Annotated in this window: 18 protein-coding genes; 6 read left to right on the top strand and 12 right to left on the bottom strand. The window is 39.9% G+C overall.

The genetic code is table 11. The features are described 5' to 3' along the window. Positions 1-3: 3 nt before the first annotated feature. Entirely contained in the window at positions 4-1,098 is a 1,095-nt protein-coding gene (locus QQL36_RS31825) for a serine hydrolase domain-containing protein (protein ID WP_083723607.1), read from the bottom strand. 447 nt (positions 1,099-1,545) lie between these two features. On the opposite strand from QQL36_RS31825, the gene QQL36_RS31820 reads away from it, so the two are divergent. Then, entirely contained in the window at positions 1,546-1,689 is a 144-nt protein-coding gene (locus QQL36_RS31820; RefSeq protein ID WP_321568048.1) for a response regulator transcription factor, read from the top strand. Positions 1,690-2,066: 377 nt separating this feature from the next. On the opposite strand, the gene QQL36_RS31815 is transcribed toward QQL36_RS31820, so the two are convergent. Next, positions 2,067-2,585, bottom strand: a complete 519-nt coding sequence (locus QQL36_RS31815) for a hypothetical protein (RefSeq protein ID WP_321568047.1) — start codon at positions 2,583-2,585, stop codon at positions 2,067-2,069. 85 nt (positions 2,586-2,670) lie between these two features. Then, the gene (locus tag QQL36_RS31810; protein ID WP_321568046.1) at positions 2,671-3,189 is read right to left on the bottom strand and encodes a hypothetical protein; all 519 of its coding nucleotides are present in this window, start codon (positions 3,187-3,189) and stop codon (positions 2,671-2,673) included. Between the two features lie 393 nt (positions 3,190-3,582). Between QQL36_RS31810 and QQL36_RS31805 the strand changes: the two genes are divergently transcribed. After that, complete coding sequence (locus QQL36_RS31805) at positions 3,583-4,428, top strand: transposase (RefSeq protein ID WP_220388919.1); 846 nt, start codon at positions 3,583-3,585, stop codon at positions 4,426-4,428. On the opposite strand, the gene QQL36_RS31800 is transcribed toward QQL36_RS31805, so the two are convergent. The 6 genes from QQL36_RS31800 to QQL36_RS31775 all read right to left on the bottom strand — a co-directional run bounded on the left by QQL36_RS31800 (position 4,364) and on the right by QQL36_RS31775 (position 9,082). Then, positions 4,364-4,864, bottom strand: a complete 501-nt coding sequence (locus tag QQL36_RS31800) for a hypothetical protein (RefSeq protein WP_321568045.1) — start codon at positions 4,862-4,864, stop codon at positions 4,364-4,366. The two genes, QQL36_RS31805 and QQL36_RS31800, sit on opposite strands and share 65 nt — an antisense overlap. Positions 4,865-5,613: 749 nt before the next feature. Next, positions 5,614-5,976 carry a hypothetical protein gene (locus QQL36_RS31795; protein ID WP_321568044.1) on the bottom strand — a complete coding sequence of 121 codons (363 nt, stop codon included), beginning with the start codon at positions 5,974-5,976 and terminating at the stop codon, positions 5,614-5,616. Between the two features lie 2 nt (positions 5,977-5,978). After that, positions 5,979-6,650 (bottom strand): ATPase, encoded by a 672-nt coding sequence (locus QQL36_RS31790; protein WP_143708861.1) that lies wholly within the window; start codon positions 6,648-6,650, stop codon positions 5,979-5,981. Then, a complete protein-coding gene (locus QQL36_RS31785) occupies positions 6,583-7,365 on the bottom strand; it encodes a hypothetical protein (protein ID WP_083723600.1) in 783 nt (260 codons plus the stop codon). Before QQL36_RS31785 ends, QQL36_RS31790 begins: the two co-directional genes overlap by 68 nt. Continuing rightward, positions 7,365-7,655: a helix-turn-helix domain-containing protein gene (locus tag QQL36_RS31780; RefSeq protein ID WP_083723598.1), complete on the bottom strand. Its 291-nt coding sequence runs from the start codon at positions 7,653-7,655 to the stop codon at positions 7,365-7,367. The genes QQL36_RS31785 and QQL36_RS31780 overlap by 1 nt, the downstream gene beginning before the upstream one ends. Before the next feature lie 260 nt (positions 7,656-7,915). Continuing rightward, complete coding sequence (locus QQL36_RS31775; protein ID WP_321568043.1) at positions 7,916-9,082, bottom strand: hypothetical protein; 1,167 nt, start codon at positions 9,080-9,082, stop codon at positions 7,916-7,918. A 725-nt stretch (positions 9,083-9,807) separates the two neighbouring features. On the opposite strand from QQL36_RS31775, the gene QQL36_RS31770 reads away from it, so the two are divergent. From QQL36_RS31770 to QQL36_RS31760, 3 genes are all read left to right on the top strand, one after another. Beyond that, positions 9,808-10,161, top strand: coding sequence for a hypothetical protein (locus QQL36_RS31770; protein ID WP_083723594.1), 354 nt, complete (start codon positions 9,808-9,810; stop codon positions 10,159-10,161). A 358-nt stretch (positions 10,162-10,519) separates the two neighbouring features. Further along, positions 10,520-10,984 carry a VOC family protein gene (locus QQL36_RS31765; protein WP_321568042.1) on the top strand — a complete coding sequence of 155 codons (465 nt, stop codon included), beginning with the start codon at positions 10,520-10,522 and terminating at the stop codon, positions 10,982-10,984. Between the two features lie 67 nt (positions 10,985-11,051). Next, positions 11,052-11,819, top strand: a complete 768-nt coding sequence (locus QQL36_RS31760) for a helix-hairpin-helix domain-containing protein (RefSeq protein ID WP_321568041.1) — start codon at positions 11,052-11,054, stop codon at positions 11,817-11,819. Between the two features lie 209 nt (positions 11,820-12,028). Here the strand turns inward: QQL36_RS31760 and QQL36_RS31755 are convergent, their stop codons facing one another. The 3 genes from QQL36_RS31755 to QQL36_RS31745 form a co-directional block, all read right to left on the bottom strand. Beyond that, positions 12,029-12,490, bottom strand: a complete 462-nt coding sequence (locus QQL36_RS31755; RefSeq protein ID WP_083723588.1) for a MarR family winged helix-turn-helix transcriptional regulator — start codon at positions 12,488-12,490, stop codon at positions 12,029-12,031. 35 nt (positions 12,491-12,525) lie between these two features. Beyond that, the gene (locus tag QQL36_RS31750; RefSeq protein ID WP_083723587.1) at positions 12,526-12,885 is read right to left on the bottom strand and encodes a VOC family protein; all 360 of its coding nucleotides are present in this window, start codon (positions 12,883-12,885) and stop codon (positions 12,526-12,528) included. Positions 12,886-13,251: 366 nt separating this feature from the next. Next, positions 13,252-15,024 (bottom strand): gliding motility-associated C-terminal domain-containing protein, encoded by a 1,773-nt coding sequence (locus QQL36_RS31745; protein ID WP_321568040.1) that lies wholly within the window; start codon positions 15,022-15,024, stop codon positions 13,252-13,254. A 474-nt stretch (positions 15,025-15,498) separates the two neighbouring features. On the opposite strand from QQL36_RS31745, the gene QQL36_RS31740 reads away from it, so the two are divergent. Further along, positions 15,499-17,022, top strand: a complete 1,524-nt coding sequence (locus tag QQL36_RS31740; protein ID WP_321568039.1) for a sulfatase-like hydrolase/transferase — start codon at positions 15,499-15,501, stop codon at positions 17,020-17,022. Positions 17,023-17,525 lie beyond the last annotated feature (503 nt).

Genomic DNA, 17,525 nt, shown 5'->3' with positions numbered 1-17,525 from the left:
AAACTAACGATTATCCTTCTTTTCACCACCCAGGAATTTAAGGGCTAATGCCGCAATGTCCCCGGTTACCTTTGTGGGCGAATTGCAGTCGCAATTGCTCAATCCTATTACATAAATGTCTTCACCAGGTATGTATACTGCCATTGTCTTAAATCCAAATATGCTTCCCCCATGCTCCCGGGTTGGCACCTTGTTTATATCCCTGATATGCCATCCGTAACCATAATTAAACTCTTCACCATTATTTAGTTTATACCTGCTAAAGGCTTTCGTTGTTTCAGCGGTATCAAGTAAAAGATTTTTGTTCAGTGCATTTTGCCATTTCAGCATATCCGATAAAGTTGACATTAAAGCACCGGAAGAAAACGGAACGCTGAAACTGATGACCGTTTTATTTACATAACCGGACTCTTTTTTATGGTATCCATAGGCTCTGCCCTTAATAACTTTTCGATCACTTGCATAATATGACTGGGTCATGCCAACTTTGTCGAAAATGTGTTTCTTGATATATTCTTCATATTTTTCGCCAGAAACAAGTTCAATCAAGTAACCCAGCAAAACATACCCTGAATTATTATAGTCAAATTTTTCACCTGGTTCAAAATCAACGGGTTCGTCCTTAAAGAAATCAACCATCATTTTAGGTGTCATATCTTTTTGTGCGATACCCATTAAGGATTTCATTTTCGTAAAATCCTTTATTCCGGAAGTGTGCGTCAATAGATGGTGAATGGTGATTTTGTCCCCATTTGGATAATCCGAAATATATTTGGAAACAGGATCCCCAACGCTAAGCCTACGTTGTTGTTCCAGCATCAGTATTGCTATAGCGGTAAACTGCTTAGTCATAGAACCGAGCTGGAATACATTGTCCACCGACAGATCATCGCCAAGTTCCAGGTTGGCTTTTCCAAAAGCTTTTTGATACACAGGTATTCCATGATGTGCAACCATAAATACACCTCCTGGACCATTTTTATCATTAAAATCCCTAAGGATTAGTTCATCAACAGCATTTTCCAGGTTTTGGGCTTGAACGGTGAATGGATTGATGGTAAATATCCATAAAAGAAATACTACAAAAATGTTCTTCATTTAATCAATTTATGATGTTGTTTCGCTACCAGATGCAGTGAGCCAGGAAGTGGTTACAAAATAGCAAGTATTATTGACTTTTTGGGGCCTATTGTATGTAAGGCCGACTATGCATTGTCGTACCTCCCTTAAACCGTGATTATTTTCCAAATCCATAAATCTTTATATTACTGACCAGAACTTTGGCTCCGTTTTCATACATCCATGGTGCGGTGATATAAAAATTCTTTGCAGCAGACGGATTAAAAAAAATGCCGTCCTGTATTTTTTTGCCGTCCAGGTATACAGCCATCCTTTGGTCGTCTACAAAGAGTGCTACACGCAATGGACGGTTTAGGTACCCCGCCAGATCAAAGGTCGTATTGACGTATCTTTTAGGACTGCTATTACCAAAGTTTACCTGATTGCCATCATAATAATGCAGTTCGGTATAGGCACCTGCATTGCTTGTATATTCCCTGGTGCTATGGCCAGGAACTCTTTCTGAGTCCGTTAACAGTTGATACGCACCGCAGGAATCTCCTTCAAAAATTCGGGGTCAAAAACGTTGCGGAGCTTATTATGATTGCTACTCAGCAACAAATTTTATGACTCTGTTGCGTTTTGTCATTAGTATTTTATTGAAGGGACTATCCAGGATATGGAGTATTTACCATCAAAACCATCCAGCAGCTTGTTGAGCATTAATATTTGTCGATCATTCAGGTTTTGGCTGCTGGATGATTCCAGAATTTTGCTTTTTTGATAACTGATGCCACGGATATATTTTACGCATAGAGTGCTTAGGATATATCCGATTTCTTAGCAGATTCATTGGATATTTCTGAAAAACTGTTATGAGCTGGCCATTTTTTAAAAATTGATTATAAAGTTTGAAAAATGGTTATAAAAATATGTTTTTATGAAAAACGATTATTGAAACTAATGGCCATTGAAGGATATACTTTTTACAAATGATTATGAAAAGTTTAAAATGAAAAATGCAGATGTTCTTTCACATATTTTTTTTCACTTTCAATAACGGAACTATTATGTATTAGTTCATATTCCCGCTCTTTTTCCAATATTTTAAACCACATAACAGCAGGGAAATTTCTGTTTGAATGTAATTCCAGCCTATATATAATTTTTTCCGTTGGCTTTCTGTGTTTATTAATGATCTGGCTTAATTCAGTTGGATTTACATCTATTTCATTCGCAAATTGTTTGTTTTTCTTTTCTATTCTGGTAATATACTCTTTCAGAAAGTATCCAAAATAAAATTCCTTATTAAAGCTATTTGCTTTCAGATAATCTTCAATTAAAAATCTTAACTGAAGTAAATTGGCTATTAACTTGCTTTCTTCAGATTGTTGTTCTTTCTGCCTTTTTCGAATTTCACTAAAAGCAGATATCATTTCTTTGCGTTCATTGGCATCTGCTGACATGGGGAAAACAATGGATTCCGCTATTTCCTTTGAAGTATGTTTTTTTCCTTTTTCTTTCATTGATTTCATATTAACAGACGGTTATCAGTTGAAAATTTAGCACTATGCATTGGGAATGCTGACTATTATCGAACAATTATTTTACCTATAAATAAGCAGTAATCATTTTTCGGGCACCTTCTTCATAATGAACCATAAATCCATTAGGTCTGCCCGGTATACTTATTGGTTCGTATTTAAAACCATATTTATTGGCATAATGATTAATTAATGATGTTTTAGGAGTAAGAAATACACAACCTCCATGCCCTCTTTTAAAAGATTCCCTACAGGCAAAAGCTATTAAGCATCCTCCAATCTGATCATATGTTTTTCCTTTACCTATATTTTCATTTGAAGCTTCCAGTAACTCAATTTCGATTGCATCTACCCCTGGATCCTGGTGGTCAATTATGCAGAGTAATCCTACTATCAGATCATCTTCCTTCAATCTTAACTTATACACCTCTTTCTTCTTTTGATTACTCCAATCAAACTTATCGAATCTGTCCTTACTTTTTTTTATTAAAGCAAAATCTTTTGCTACGACGGGTTCAATGACAGCCTCAACCAATTCTCCGGTCTTCAAATTTTTAAGCCGTACATTCAATGGTGCATCAATCATCCAGTACTAATTTACCATTTAAAGATACGTAAATTATTTACAAATATGTAAATTATTTACAAAAAAGTAAACTTTCGTCCATTGTACTTATTTGTCATTTGCAGGATTTTTTAGTTAGTTGTAGGGTAGATTAATTTAGTCAAATGCTTTTATTGGTGGTGGGCGGCTGATATTTGTGAGGACTGGGAGCAGCGTGGAGGTCGGATGGAAGGGGCTATGTTTGTAAATTGGTTCTTCCCTTTTATCGGAATTTTATTTTACTTCCATTCCCTGATACCTTTTATGTAAATAAGAATGAGGCCACCTGCCTTTAGTAAAAATGATAGAATTGAAGTTGTTTAGTCTTTATTGAATTGTCTTTATACAAACACGAAACCCAGGAATAGTTGATCTTTGTTTTGCGAACCAAAAGATACTACCCTGGGAATCATAAGCGAAGGTATAATAAGAAAATGGATATTGCCGCATTTAAGTATAGGAAAGCGAGGATATAAGTCAAAAGTGGATTTGGTGAAAGTAGTAAGCTTGATATTAAAACGGTTAAAAACGGGCTGTCAGTGGCGAGAATTAAGTATTAAAGAATATTTCCCCAATGGTGAAATTACGTGGCAAGGCGTGTATTACTACTTTAATAAATGGAGCAGCGATGGATCGTGGAAACTTATCTGGATAAATCTTTTAAAGGAAAATCGCCAAATCCTTGATTTGTCTTCGATTCAATTAGATGGAAGTCATACACCATCGAAGCGAGGAGGCTATGCAGTAGGCTATCAGGGTCGAAAATCATGCAAAACGAGTAATAGTTTGTTTTTGAGTGACAATCAAGGCCAGATACTTAGTGTAAGCGAGCCACAATCCGGCAATCACAATGATCTTTATAATATTGTTTCAACTTTTGAAGAAATGCTAACCACCCTCGAAGAGGCTACAATAAATACGAAAGGATTGTTCTTAAATGCAGATGCAGGATTTGATGGAGGAGAATTCAGAGAATACTGTATGGAAAAGGAATTGGAAGCTAATATCGCTACCAATTCCCGTAATAGCAAGCAAACCAGTGAGTCATATCAATACTTTGATGATCAATTATATAAAAGACGCTACAAGATCGAACAAGCAAATGCCTGGATGGATAGCTTCAAAGCATTAATAATTAGATTTGAAACAAAAGCGGCTAACTGGAGAGCATTACAATGGATCGCAATCTTAGTCCTCTTTTGTAAAAAATTAAAAGACTAAACAACTTCATTGTAATATACAGGATGTTTGCCTTCAACCATGCAAAATGATTTTCAATTTTAGTAAAGCCAATAATTAAATCTATAACAAGACCTAATACTGCTATCAGAAGGCCGTAAAAGGCCATTTTCTCATTCGTATCTTCTTTGATTTTATATTTGAAAAACTCCTTGTTAGAAATTCTTTCAAAACTGTTAACCATTGTATTTTCCTGTGCAGCTATTACCCCAGGATTTAAGAAAATTACATCATTACCATTATATGGTTTTCCTTTTACACAAGCGGATTGATCTCCACACCAAATCCGGAAAAAACCGGTAATGTCTTTTGGAGGAATTTTCTCACCGTTTACGGTAGTGGAGAATAAGGCTTCAAATTTTTTTATAGGTTGCCCTTTTAAATCATCGCGGTGTTGTAATTTATAATTATATGCCAAGGGTGTTATTGGCAGTTATAACAACAACCGAATGGATGATCTTTTTTTCCTGAAGGATTTGAAAGTACACCAGTTCCTGAAACACTGCACCAATAACAAATTGCGGGCATAAAGTATATTAAGGTTAAAAATACGTGAGGTTGAGCTTTCTGGTCAGACAGAGGATATGCAATTTCACATGGGGCTTTCGGTGGTGATCTGTCAGAGATAGATTATTGGTATATCTGATCTGTTGTTTCAAATTTCGTGAATTTATTAGAATTGGACAATACCCAGGAGTTGGTATTTTAAAGCGGGCGCTGCATTGGTTGGGGGCGGGTAGGGAGGAAGAAAGGGGGGCTGCACCTTTATCATAGTGGTTATTGTAAAGGATTGGATAAATGTACGCATCGGGAGGATCTGGTCACTGTAAAGGAAGCGATTAGGTTGGGATATGATAGCGCATGTAAGTATTGTTATTAATGCAATTAGGCCCGGTAGGAATACCAGGCCTTTTTTCATTGGATTTGATTGTTAACCCCAAAATAATGTTTTTAGGATTGAGCCTGACAGGAATATCAGGCCGTTTTATCATGGCTTGTCGTTGTCGCATATGTAATAGTTTAGAGGTTAAAGTATGACCTGACAGGAATATCAGGCCGTTTAATTATGGCTTGTCGTTGTCGCATATGTAATAGTTTAGAGGTTAAAATCAGGCCCGACAAGACTATCAGGCCCTTTGAGATAAATCCTATACCTACAATGAACTGTTATTCGAAGAATATTCTTTCATTCTCTCTTAAGCTGGCATAGAAGTTTTCCTGATAGTGAGGGCCGATGTTGGAAAATTCAGCTTCAATGACGCTATCTACAAAATACTTGCAGCCCATGATGTCTTTTATGTGTTTAAATGGGATGCTGTGCCCGTGTTGATCATTTTCCCGGATCCAGTTTCTTAAGTGGATGATACGGGGGTAAGTGATCTGGTGGGAGTGCCAGAGAGCTGCCAGACTGATAGCGTCGTCGATGTAAGGATCGGCGGTGTGGGCGAGGTAGCTTTGACCACAGATTTCGAGGGTACGGGTACTGTTGTATGGGTTGCTTTCTTTTTGTTTGACGAATGTTGGATACATAATTATTTTCGTTTATCAGGTGATGTGTTACTGAATATGATTTGATTGAACATTTCGCGCATGCGGCTGCGGATACGATTGCCGTATATGGCTTCCAGCTCGCTGGTGTTCAGGTTCGTGGTGATATGGGTGATCATATCGCACGAGGTAAAATAGTTGTATCGGGACAGTAGGATTTCTGCCATGACATTGCTGTTGTTGCCATAATAGTATCCAGGTGGTTCAAGGCCGAGGTCATCGAAACAATGAACGCGGGGGATGGAGGTGTATGGGAAGAAACTCCCTTTGGTATATTTTAGAATGGTTTCGTATCCTTTGGTATTGAAATCAATGGCGATTTCATTGCAGGAGTGGAAAACTGGTTTATCTGGTGCAGGGCAAAAGTTGTTCATGATTTTCATGATGGAAGATTTGCCGCAGCCGACAGGGCCCATGAGGAGTATGCCTTTCTGCAGGTCTATTTTTTCGGCGGCGGCAACTTCCCTGTCTTTTAGGAAATAGCATAAGAGACGGGAAATGATAGGTTTGTCTATATCCGCAATGGTGTAGTCTCTTCCGTACATGTCTTTTCCTATGCTGGAGACGTACTGCAGCAGGTAATGATAGTCATAAGGGGTGGGTGTAGGCTTTGTTGTTGTCGGTGTGGAGTTTTCCGGGTTTGTCATGTTTGTCATGTTTTGTGGTTTTTATGTTTTCGGACCATTTTGCGGCGGCGGCCTGCCAGTCCGCTATTGGGTGGCCGCTGAGCATCCAGTCAATGGCCTGGTAGTGGTAGAAAAATTTGCGGGCTTCCTGAGGCGGGTGGCCTCTTTGGGAAAACCAATCCATGGCGGCTTCTATTGTTGGTGTTTTTTTTTCATTGATAATTGAATTTTTTTTTGAGCGTGTACTTTTACTCTCTGTTTGATTGTTTATTTGTTTATTATAATTGTGTCTCATTTTTGGGACTATGGTAGTATCGATTTTGGGACATGTAGGTGTCTCTTTTTTGAGACGTGTATGTGTCTCTTTTCTGAGCTTAGTGCGTGTCTCTCTTTTGGGATTAGGTTCGTCGAACAGGGTAAGCTGTTTTGTGCTTTTCCCCGTAAATGGGACGATACTGACCAGGCTGGGGACATATGGGCGGTTAGATGGTTGATAGATGATGTAACCGCATGTATGTAGCCACTTCAGACAGTTAGTATAGGTGTTCCGGGAGCCTATTCTGCTGAGGAGCATCACTTCTTCGCGTATGATGGGAAACCGGTTCCGGAAGTGCTGGTTGTTCCAGATCTGGAAGAGGGCCAGGTAGAGGCTGATGTCATTTGCCTTTAACCGGTTGTCTTTACGGACGTGGGAATAGAAGGCTTTTTGATGCCGGATGTAGTTTACCCGGTACATGTCCTGCATTAGTATCTGTTTTTAGCTGGTTTTCCGCCCTTTTTTTGCGCTTCCATCAGTTTCATGATATCATCGTAGTCGTAGAAGACTAATCCGCCTATTTTGGTATAGCTAATCGTTCCGTTTGAGCGCATGGTTTGTAAGGTGCCGGATGAGAGGCCGAGCATGTCTTTGACTTCCCATGTTTTTAGCCATTTTTTGACGATGGGTGATGCAGGTTTGAATAGGTCTCTTAGTTCGGTAAAGAGTTCTTTTTTGAAATGATGCAGATCGTCAAGTGTTACTATTTGTGTTGGCATTGCGTTTTGATTGCTTTGTTGATGATGCAAATGAACGGAGATAAAGCACGCTGGAATAGTTACAGGGGTTACTGTAACCCCTGTTAGGGTATTGGTTTGTAATGGGTTGTGAGGTGGAAAAAGATGAGGGTGGGCATTTGGTATGGGGCTGGTGCAGGATATGTGATTGACTACATAGTAAAGCTTTAAGAGCGGCTTTGTTGTTGGTATTTCGGGCACCCACACGCACTTTGTGCAGGCATTGATTTAATACGCCTGTATCAGGGGGAGGATGACTTCCTGGGTAGGTGATCGTTTTTTAATTGTTTACTGGTGTTGAAAAGATCCAGCAAAAGACCTCTTACTGATTCTGTGGATGAGGGTGGATAGTTATACATTTTTTGTCTGAGACTTAGGTGGGAGAGCGATTTCTGATTATTAGTGGCGAAATACTGGGCAAAAAAATCAGCGACTTCGGTTCTGTTGTCGTTTAATATCAGGCCGTGTTCTATCATTAAGCGGATCAGGTAACCCAGTTCATTGACTGAGAGATCTACTTTTACTTTATAGGCCTGCCATCTGGCGACTTCTTCTGGTAATAAGGTGTTTTCAGGGTAAAGGATTTTTTGTTCCAGAAATGTATGTTCGTCGGTGAGCCAATCACGGATTTGTTCCTTTAGGGAGGGAAGGTGATGTGTGTATCGATAGTTGGGATGTTGCCGTTTTTGACTATTCATTTTTAACAGCAATTTTGTTTGGATGAGTTGCTGTTGGGTTGTAGGAAATGATTTGATATTTTCTGAGATTATATCCAGCCGGTAGTTCAGGTAGATTTCATTATTAAAATTCATGTAGATCAGGATGTTCTCAACATGTTCGGAAGTGCTGTCCGACGGAAGTTGTTGAAGATGTTTGCTAAGTTCTTTGATATAGTAAAGTCGGTGGTAACTGATATTGTCGGTTTGTAGGACCTCTTCGAATGGGGCGATAATGATTTCCTGGACAAAATCAATGATACCAAATGAGGAAAGTAGCTGGCGTAGGAGGGGGATTTCTTTTGTGAATGCCTGGCGGGCGGAGAGTAAATAGATAAATGGGATTTTACAGTGAAAATCAAGGTAGGGGGCACAGTCTTTTTCAAGGCAGACCTGTATGTCGTATAAGGTGTAGTATAACTGGATGAGGTGGTTATCAGGGGGTGGTGTGGTGAATAGTTCTTCGGGTAGAATGTTTGAGATTGTTTCCATTAGTTCTGACAGTTTTTTTTGATGAAGCTGGATGTATTGGTCTAGTTTATCATCGAGAGAGAAGAGTTTTTTCTGAAGGGCGGAGATGATGTTTTCTTTTTCTGTTTCGAGGGTGGATGCGAATTGGGTGTTGGATTCCAGGTGAGGAATCGTATGCACTTTAGTGTTAACGATTTTGGCGATGTTGGATAATAGGTTCATATATTGGTACGGTTTGATATAGGTGTGTGATGCGTTTATGTGTGTTGTTTAGTTCGATATGGTTGGCAATTTAGAGAGGGGCGAATGAAAAAAACAGGCGTGCCGGAAGTGGGACGATCGATGGTACCGGAAGTGGGATGATCGATGGTACCAGAAGTGGGATGATCGATTGTATCAGAAGTGGGACGATCGATGGTATCAGAAGTGGGACGATCGGTAAAATCTTTTATGGGAAGGTGAAGAGAGAATTTTAGGTTGAAGGGAGCGTCGCAACGGATGTTGAATAGTGATATTTGGGATGGTTCAATAGAAAATATAATGGGATGGAATTTTTTTTCAATGGAGAGTCGTTATAGTGAATCATGGGCAAACGGGTGAGTGGATTGAGTATTGATACTTAATGATGACTAAACGAGGTTTTAATAATCAGTATTTTATGTTTTGAGTGAGTTGTTTTATGGGGGTATGCTGACTGGAAAGTAGTACTTGTGATCCTGTTACGTAGAGGCACATATTTTTTCACTGAACCTCCCGTTGCAGTGGTTTTATGTTATTTCAATTATTGTTTCACCTTTCGAAAAAAGCCTATGTTTAACCCATTAGTCATTCGATACATCGTGACGACCGATTGCATATGCAGCCGTGGGCGCGTGTACCGAAGACCCGAGGATGCAATCGTTTCGTATTGTTAGTAATCCCTTTATTAACGATGTATTGTATCCTCCATGAATACTCACTTTAATTTAGATATACAACTACCTGCCTTTTGGCAATTGCAAATGGCAGACAAGAACATTAAATCTCATCATGTAACGCTGTATATCAGCCTGCTATTGAAATGGCAAAAACAGGAAAATAACCCCGTTATCCTCATCAAATCATATGAAATGATGGATGAATCTAATCTTGGATCCAGGACAACGTATTACCGTTCTATGAAGGAGCTGCTTAAATGGGGCTACATTAGTGGATATCGAAAAGTGATTAACGGTGCTATTGTAGAGATGAAATTCCTACACTTTCCTACTGACAGGCAGGTTGTATCCTTACCCCGTACAAAGCTTGTAGTAGTGAGATGAGAGTGATGAAGTTGTATTAGAAATGTCAAAGTATAAGGTCCCTTGCGGGGTGGTATCCGGAAGGGACCTTTTTTGATGATTTTAATTTACATGAGGGATGTGTGATAAGTTTGAATTTGGGTGTCCAAAATGTAATTTGTGCTGCAACAGGGGAGGGGGATTCAGCACATAAATGTTACCTTTAAAGTTATTCTTATCGGGTGGATAGTTAGAAATTGAACCTTCCGTACAGAAATGGCTGTACCCCATCGCTATGTTGTCCGCCACGTTGATGCTGGCGAAGATACCTTCAGAAATTAGGAATAGCAATTTCTGCACATTATCTTTCGCTGTTGTCTTCTATTTTTGATAGAAAAAAATGAAGAAATTTGTATTGATCTTAACAGGCTTATTGGCCGGCTATTTATCCACTGATGCTCAGACACCGTTGACCAGTAAGGCCATCACCATGGAAAAGGTCTCGCCCAATATTTATGTGAGGAATATCAAACAGACTGTCGATTTTTACAAGCAGCTGGGTTTCGAGGTCCTTACCATGGTGCCTGATAAGGGCGATCCTGTTTTTGTATTGATGCGTTGCGGAGGTGTTACATTTATGTTTCAGACATTTGAAAGCATTGGAAATACGTTGCCTCTGATCAGCCGGAATGATGGCGGTTCGCTACTACTGTACATCAAGGTGGAAAATATAAGTGCGCTGTTTGTGAAAATAAAAGACAAAGTGACTATTTTGCATGGCCTTGAAAAAACTTTTTATGGTGCCACAGAGTTTTCGATAGTAGACAATAATAATTATCTATTAACATTTGCAGAATATGAATGACCCTTTCCTGAACAGATCAGACATTCTGGACTCCGAAAAGCGAATACTGAGAGCCAATGGGATAAAGTTGAAAGAAATTCATCATCGTTCGATCCGTGAATTAAAAGCTGTTTTGAATGTCTCCGAAATACGTGCGATGGAGCTCAGGGCCATATCCGAGTTTCAAACTATTCCTTCAATCGGGAAACAGTTTGCTGAGAATCTTATGCAACTCGGCTTTTATTCCCTGAAAGAGATCAGGGGCAAAGATCCGGCAAAACTGTTTGACAGACTGGAACTGCAGACAGGTGTGTGGATCGACCCTTGTGTGGAAGATCAATTTCGTTTAGTTGTTTATTATTCGGATCACCCTGACAGTGCCTTGAATTGGTGGGACTTCACGAGTGAACGTAAAGCGTTCAGACAAAAAAACGGCTATCCGGCTAATCGTCCTCAAAGGCCCTGGTTTGATTTGGAACAATATAAAACGGTCAACCGCGTTAAGGCATTTGCTGAATCAACAAAGGCTGATTTGCACCAAAAACTCAAATTGGCAATAAAGTATATGCATGAAAATATAGATGAAGAGATTACCCTCGCAAAATTATCCGGTGCCGCTCATATTTCCACTTTTCACTTTCTCCGGTTATTCAAAGCGACTTACGAAGTTTCGCCGAACCAGTACCTTACACGTCTTAGAATGAAGAAGGCTTGCCGGTTGCTCAAAAAGACAAATCAGACTGTCAGTGGGATTTGCAGTTCTTGTGGCTTTGGGAACCAAAGCTCATTCATACGGCTTTTTAAAAAAGAATTCGGGATGACGCCGCACGTTTTCAGGAAACAGCATCTTTCCTGAAAAGTTCAAAGTTTTCATCTTTCGGCGGGGGGATTCATTCCAAACGATAATTTCTAAGGAAAGAACTGAAATACATCACAAAAGAGGAGGGGGGATATTTTCAGATAATATTATTACCTGGAGATGCAAAATGAAAGGGCTAAGCGAAGACTTTCTTATAGAGAGGTTTTTCCCCGCATTTTGCAAAGCCGTTGCTAAAGGCAGTGTTTTTATTCTTCTTTGTTTTGTTCTATTAAATTTATCATATTCGAATTGAATGACGACAAGTTGTTGTCTATAACCGAAAAGAACTCTATATCAGCATTTTCAATTGCTGTCAAGGCTTTTTGCAGAACTTTTGCACCTTCATTTGTCAATTTGATTACTTTGGCTCTCGTGTCAGTCGGGTGTTCCTGTCTGCTGATAAATTTCTTTTCTTCCAATGTCCGCAGAACTTTGGAAACCATCATTCTGTCTGCGTTTCCCTGATTGGCAATATCCACTTGTGTTACCGTATCATTTTCTCTTGAAAGCCAGCCCAGTGCGGTCAAGAGAACAAACTGTGTTTGGGTCAAATTCAACGGGTCTAAAACTTTTTTGTGTTTACGTTGCCACAGCAAGGTTACTTGTCCAAGTAAATAACCCGGACTTTCACCTGGATTTTTGAACTTAAATTCTATTTTTTTTTGCATACTCTTATTGAAGCATTTGTGATGAAACGCTAAATTTATATTGTATTTAAAAAAGTAAGTTTATAGCCGTCAAGGTCTTTTACGTGGAATGCCCTGCCAAAAGGTGTTTCAATAATTGGTCCTGTTGTAGTTATTCCATTTGTAATGAGTTTCTCTTTCAGTTCATCTACATTTTCGTTAACAGCAAACCAAAGTGCTACACCAATACCCAATTCTTTTTCCTCGATTGGCTCAAGCGGTGTGCGAATGGCAAAACTTGCTTGTCCTTGATTATATTTAAATATGCAGGCTTGCGGATTAGAATTGTCAATTTCAAATCCTAATTTTTGGGTGTAGAATTCTTTTGATGCTTCCAGATTTTTCACTTGTAGTGAGGCAAATGTTAATTGTATCATTTTCTAATAATTTATATTGTTGTCGCAAATATAGTATGCATGACAACAGTATCCAAGTAATTTTACTTTTTTTTCATGATTGTCCGGGTAAATCGGGGGTAAAATATCCCTGGATGCCTTGACTACAAGGCATCCAGGCTTAAAATATCTGGTTGCAATTTCATGAGGAGCTCCCCCATTGCTTACGTAGAAAAGTCAAAAGATGCATTATGGTTTTTTCTCCATGCTTTATAAGTGTCTTTTATAAAGCATGGAGGCTCCACGTAACCCATCAGATGAGGTGGCCATTTTTCAACTTTAAATGAACTGGAATAGCATCAGGATCTCATTCTTAAAAGAAGGGTCAGCATTCTGCCGACCCTTCTTTTATTTAATAATAACTAGTTTTCCCCTATAGATCTTTCTTCGTCCGCTCTCATTCACCTCCAGGATATAACTATATAATCCCGGACTGGCACCACGTCCATCCCAGCTATTATCATAATTCTCCGACCTGTAAACAAGCGCGCCACCACGCAGCAAATTATAGACAGAAAGTCTTGAACCGGGATAATTCTCTAATCCCCGGATCACGAACAAATCATTCCTGCCATCGCCATTTGGTGTAAACACATTAGGAATGCAAAGCCGGGTGTAACTGGAATCATTATCTTCAATTGTAATCACTGCCACACTATCCGAATTAACAGGATAAATTGTACTATCTCCATATCCTCCGTCAATCTGGAGGTTTAAATATTCTGTTGACTCCACCTTGCGATCATCTATAATGTTGATTGGAAGGGTAGCACTATGCAGTCCTGCAGGAATAAGCAGAGGCGGCATTATATAATCGACGTCTACGGTGGCAGTAGTACCGGCTGGAATAACATGGTAATTCACATACAAATCTTCTGCAGATACAAGGCTATCCGGGTAGGATAATGTAAGGCTCGCCCCCGGGCCGCCTTCTCTGCCATTAGTCACGGCGGAAATACCAACAGATCTTTTTTCAAAATCATCATCATAGAACGGAACCGTGGCCATTGGGTTATTATTATATACGGTGATGGGATCACCTGTTGGTGTGCTTGCACTTACGAGGATGGCGTGAATATATTCGTTACCTTCTATGATGTTATCATCAATAGGGTGAATCAGCACAGTTACGGTACCGTCGGTATACTTTGATACAGGGATGACAAAACTATCCAAGGGAAGATAATCCACTCCTTCAATGGCATTTCCCTCCATCCTGACTTTTACAGTGATGGGTTGTCTAAGAAATTCATCTCCCGAAGGAATTGAATAGAGGGAAATATAACCGTCTACCTGAGGACTTGCCTCCCTTGGACTTCCGACATAGTTAATGAAGACATTCGCACTTCTTACAGGTTCAATAGTATCATTATTATCAAATACATAAATAGGACCATAGGTTGTAGCATCATACCTGAGCTCAAAATCACCGCCGGTAATATTGGTGATTTCAAAGTATATCAATTCAGTGTCTTCCTTCACTTTATCGTCAAGTACGTTGATATCGGCAATAACATTATGTTGACCTGAATCAATCCTTAATGTTGGCCCGTCAATATCAGTAAAACCAGCTGTTGTACCGGCACCAAAATTAGCATTGATCCATATGACCTGACCTGCTATATAATCGCTGGACAAGCTGGCAGTAATGGTCGCATTGGGGCCGCCTTCTGTTCCATTTGTTGAACCGGTAAAAGAAATTATTGTATTTATCCAGTCATCATCGTAAATCCTGAGGGTAGTAGGAGTGGCATCGACATCCACGCTTGCTGAGGAAGTAGCAGTTGCACTTTGAATAGAGAGTAGAACTTCGGCATAATCTTCAACAATTCTATTTTGTACAGGAATGACCGGGAAGGTAAAGCTGCCATTACCATCAGTGACGGGGATCTTGATTTGCTGTGGGAAAGCCTGGTAATGAACACCCGGTACAGCGGTTCCGCTGATTGTAAAGTTGACCGTAAGGGTATCTGTGCCGCTGGCAGTGCCGGTAACGGTGATGGTGTAACTACCTCCGGGAAGACTTTCATTGGTGTTCGCATGGTTAGTGATGGCTACGTAATAGTCAGCCGCGGATACAGAGTGGGCGACAACTACTAGCATGAGTAGTATTAGCTTCATAATTGTGGGACTTAAATGGTTAATGAATTGCTTACAGTAAGGTATGGCTACTTATGAACTGGGGCCTGTCTGATGGGAGGGAAGGTACAATTTTATTTGTTTGGAAGTCAAGTGTGGTATTTCTGACTCTAATATGTCGCAAATAGAGCAGGGTTCACCAGGCTTGTTCAGATCGCCGAGGCCCTTGAGGTAGAACTAAGTGATTTGTACCCTATTAAGAAACAATGGAATATTTTTGAACAAAAGCGACTTTGATTAGTTAAAGATATGTGATGACTGTAACAAGATGTTTAATTGATTCATGCCGGAATTGAAAGCTATTCTGGAAAAATTAAAATATTATAACCCTTACTGAATACTATCATATATTGAGAAATATGTTGGTCTTGACATTGACACAATCTTAACAATACATTTAACTTTTAAATCTACCCCGAACTTGCCCCGATCCCTTTCAAAAAAACACTCTAAACCATGAACTTCAAAACAAAGTTAGCACAACTTGGCAAGCAGCCAGACATGATCCTCATTATTACAGACGAACAGCGTGCTACACAGCATTTCCCTCCGGGATGGGAGGAGACAAATCTTCCAACGCTGACCTTTCTAAAAAGGAACGGTTTCAGTTTCGACAGAGCTTTCTGTAATACCTGCATGTGTTCTCCCAGCCGTACCACATTATTTACAGGAATTTATCCGGCTAAGCATAAGGTTTCTCAAACACTGACTATTGGCGGCCCTTTATCTCCTTCGGAACCAACCATCAGTACTTCCTTACCAAACATCATGAATGTACTCTGGAATGACGGTTATGATGTGCAGTACCGTGGTAAATGGCACATGAGTAAGGGCGTTGCCGGTAATGGAGCAACCACGAATTATGATAACCTTACATCTGCCGATATTTCTCTATTTGGTGCAATGGGATGGATAGCCCCGGATGCAGGAGAAGATGTAAATCCTTTAAATTTTGGAGGAGGATTTGCCAACCATGATGCCAGGTATGTGGCCGAAGCCATCAAATACCTTCAGGAGGTAAAAGTGAAAAGAGCTGCAGGTGAGTATAAACCTTATTGCCTGATCGTGTCGCTGGTGAACCCGCACGACGTACTGGCTTATCCCAAAACAGCAGGGACCTCCGGATATTACGCTGACGCCTGGTCAACAAGGGAAATTGGATTGCCTGATACCGTAAACGAACATTTACTGGCCAATAAAAAACCGATGGCGCAGGAACAGATCCTATTGGGCATGGATGCATCTTTAGGGCCTTTAACAACAGTAGAACAAAAGTTAGATTATATAAATTTTTACGGGTACCTGTTAACCCTGGTCGACAAAGAGATTGGTAACCTGATCAAAGAATTGTATGCTAAATATGGGGATGGAATAAGTCTGGCTGATACAGCTATCGTGACCTACACCTCGGACCATGGAGAAATGGGACTTGCACATGGGGGACTGCGTCAGAAAACCTTTGTAGCTTACGAAGAAGCATTGCGTGTTCCACTGGTTATATCCAATCCTGTTTTATTTTCAGACCACCCCATTCAACAATCTATGGCCCTGGCCACGCTGGTCGACATCATGCCTACGTTTATGGAGATAGCTAATGTATCTAACTCTCCTGCCGGACTTGCAGGCACAAGTTTGTTACCCATTATGGCGGATGGTACACCTGTACAGAATAGTATATTGTTTACATACGATGATACAAAAGCAGGTTCCAATAGCCAATGGTCTGTGGTAAATGCTGCAAATCGTATCCGATGTATCCGTACAGAGAAATGGAAGTATAGCTATTATTTTGATGCTTCGGGAGCTTATTACAACGAATATGAACTATACGATTTGGTAAACGATCCATCAGAATATACCAACCTTGCCTATGATCCGGCATACAACGAGGTTAGAATGGATCTGGAAACACAGTTGCATAAACTTGAAGTAGATAAGCTAAGAGTGCATAGCCCTCAACAATCTCAAAGCGTTGTTTGAATTGGGTAAACATTATAGCCAGAAAACGGGAAAGCCGCGTAAATCATTTGATTTATGCGGCTTTTTTCTGCTTGATGCTTTTATGGGGAACCCGTTAGGACAATTCCCAATCCCGAACTGGTTTATGAACATTTAAGGGCTCTTTGCAAGTTAAAAATGCTGATAACCCAATAGGTATAGGACAGCGTATTTTTCGAACCTTCTAACTGCACTGGAAGAGCCATTCTCCATGAGCGACGGGTCGCCAGGGTTATTTTTAGTTTGAGGTAGGGGAGGATGTCCCCGTTCGCGGCAGGTTATGGGAAGGTTGTTTTTATTTAAAACATTGTTGCAAAATTTTGCTTATGAACTTGTTTTTCTAAAGATAATTGCCTTATATTCGCAACTGTGTTGCAATTGTACTTCAATATTCTGTTTGGCATATTTACCACGAAAAACTTTCCAGATGATAAATCTTTGTTTAGCCTATTCACAATTAATCCTTGATGTTCTCTTATAAGGCA

The organism is Chitinophaga sp. LS1, from assembly GCF_034274695.1.
GTDB lineage: Bacteria > Bacteroidota > Bacteroidia > Chitinophagales > Chitinophagaceae > Chitinophaga.
Note: the sequence above shows the minus strand (reverse complement) of the source record. Positions and strands in the feature narration are given on the sequence as shown.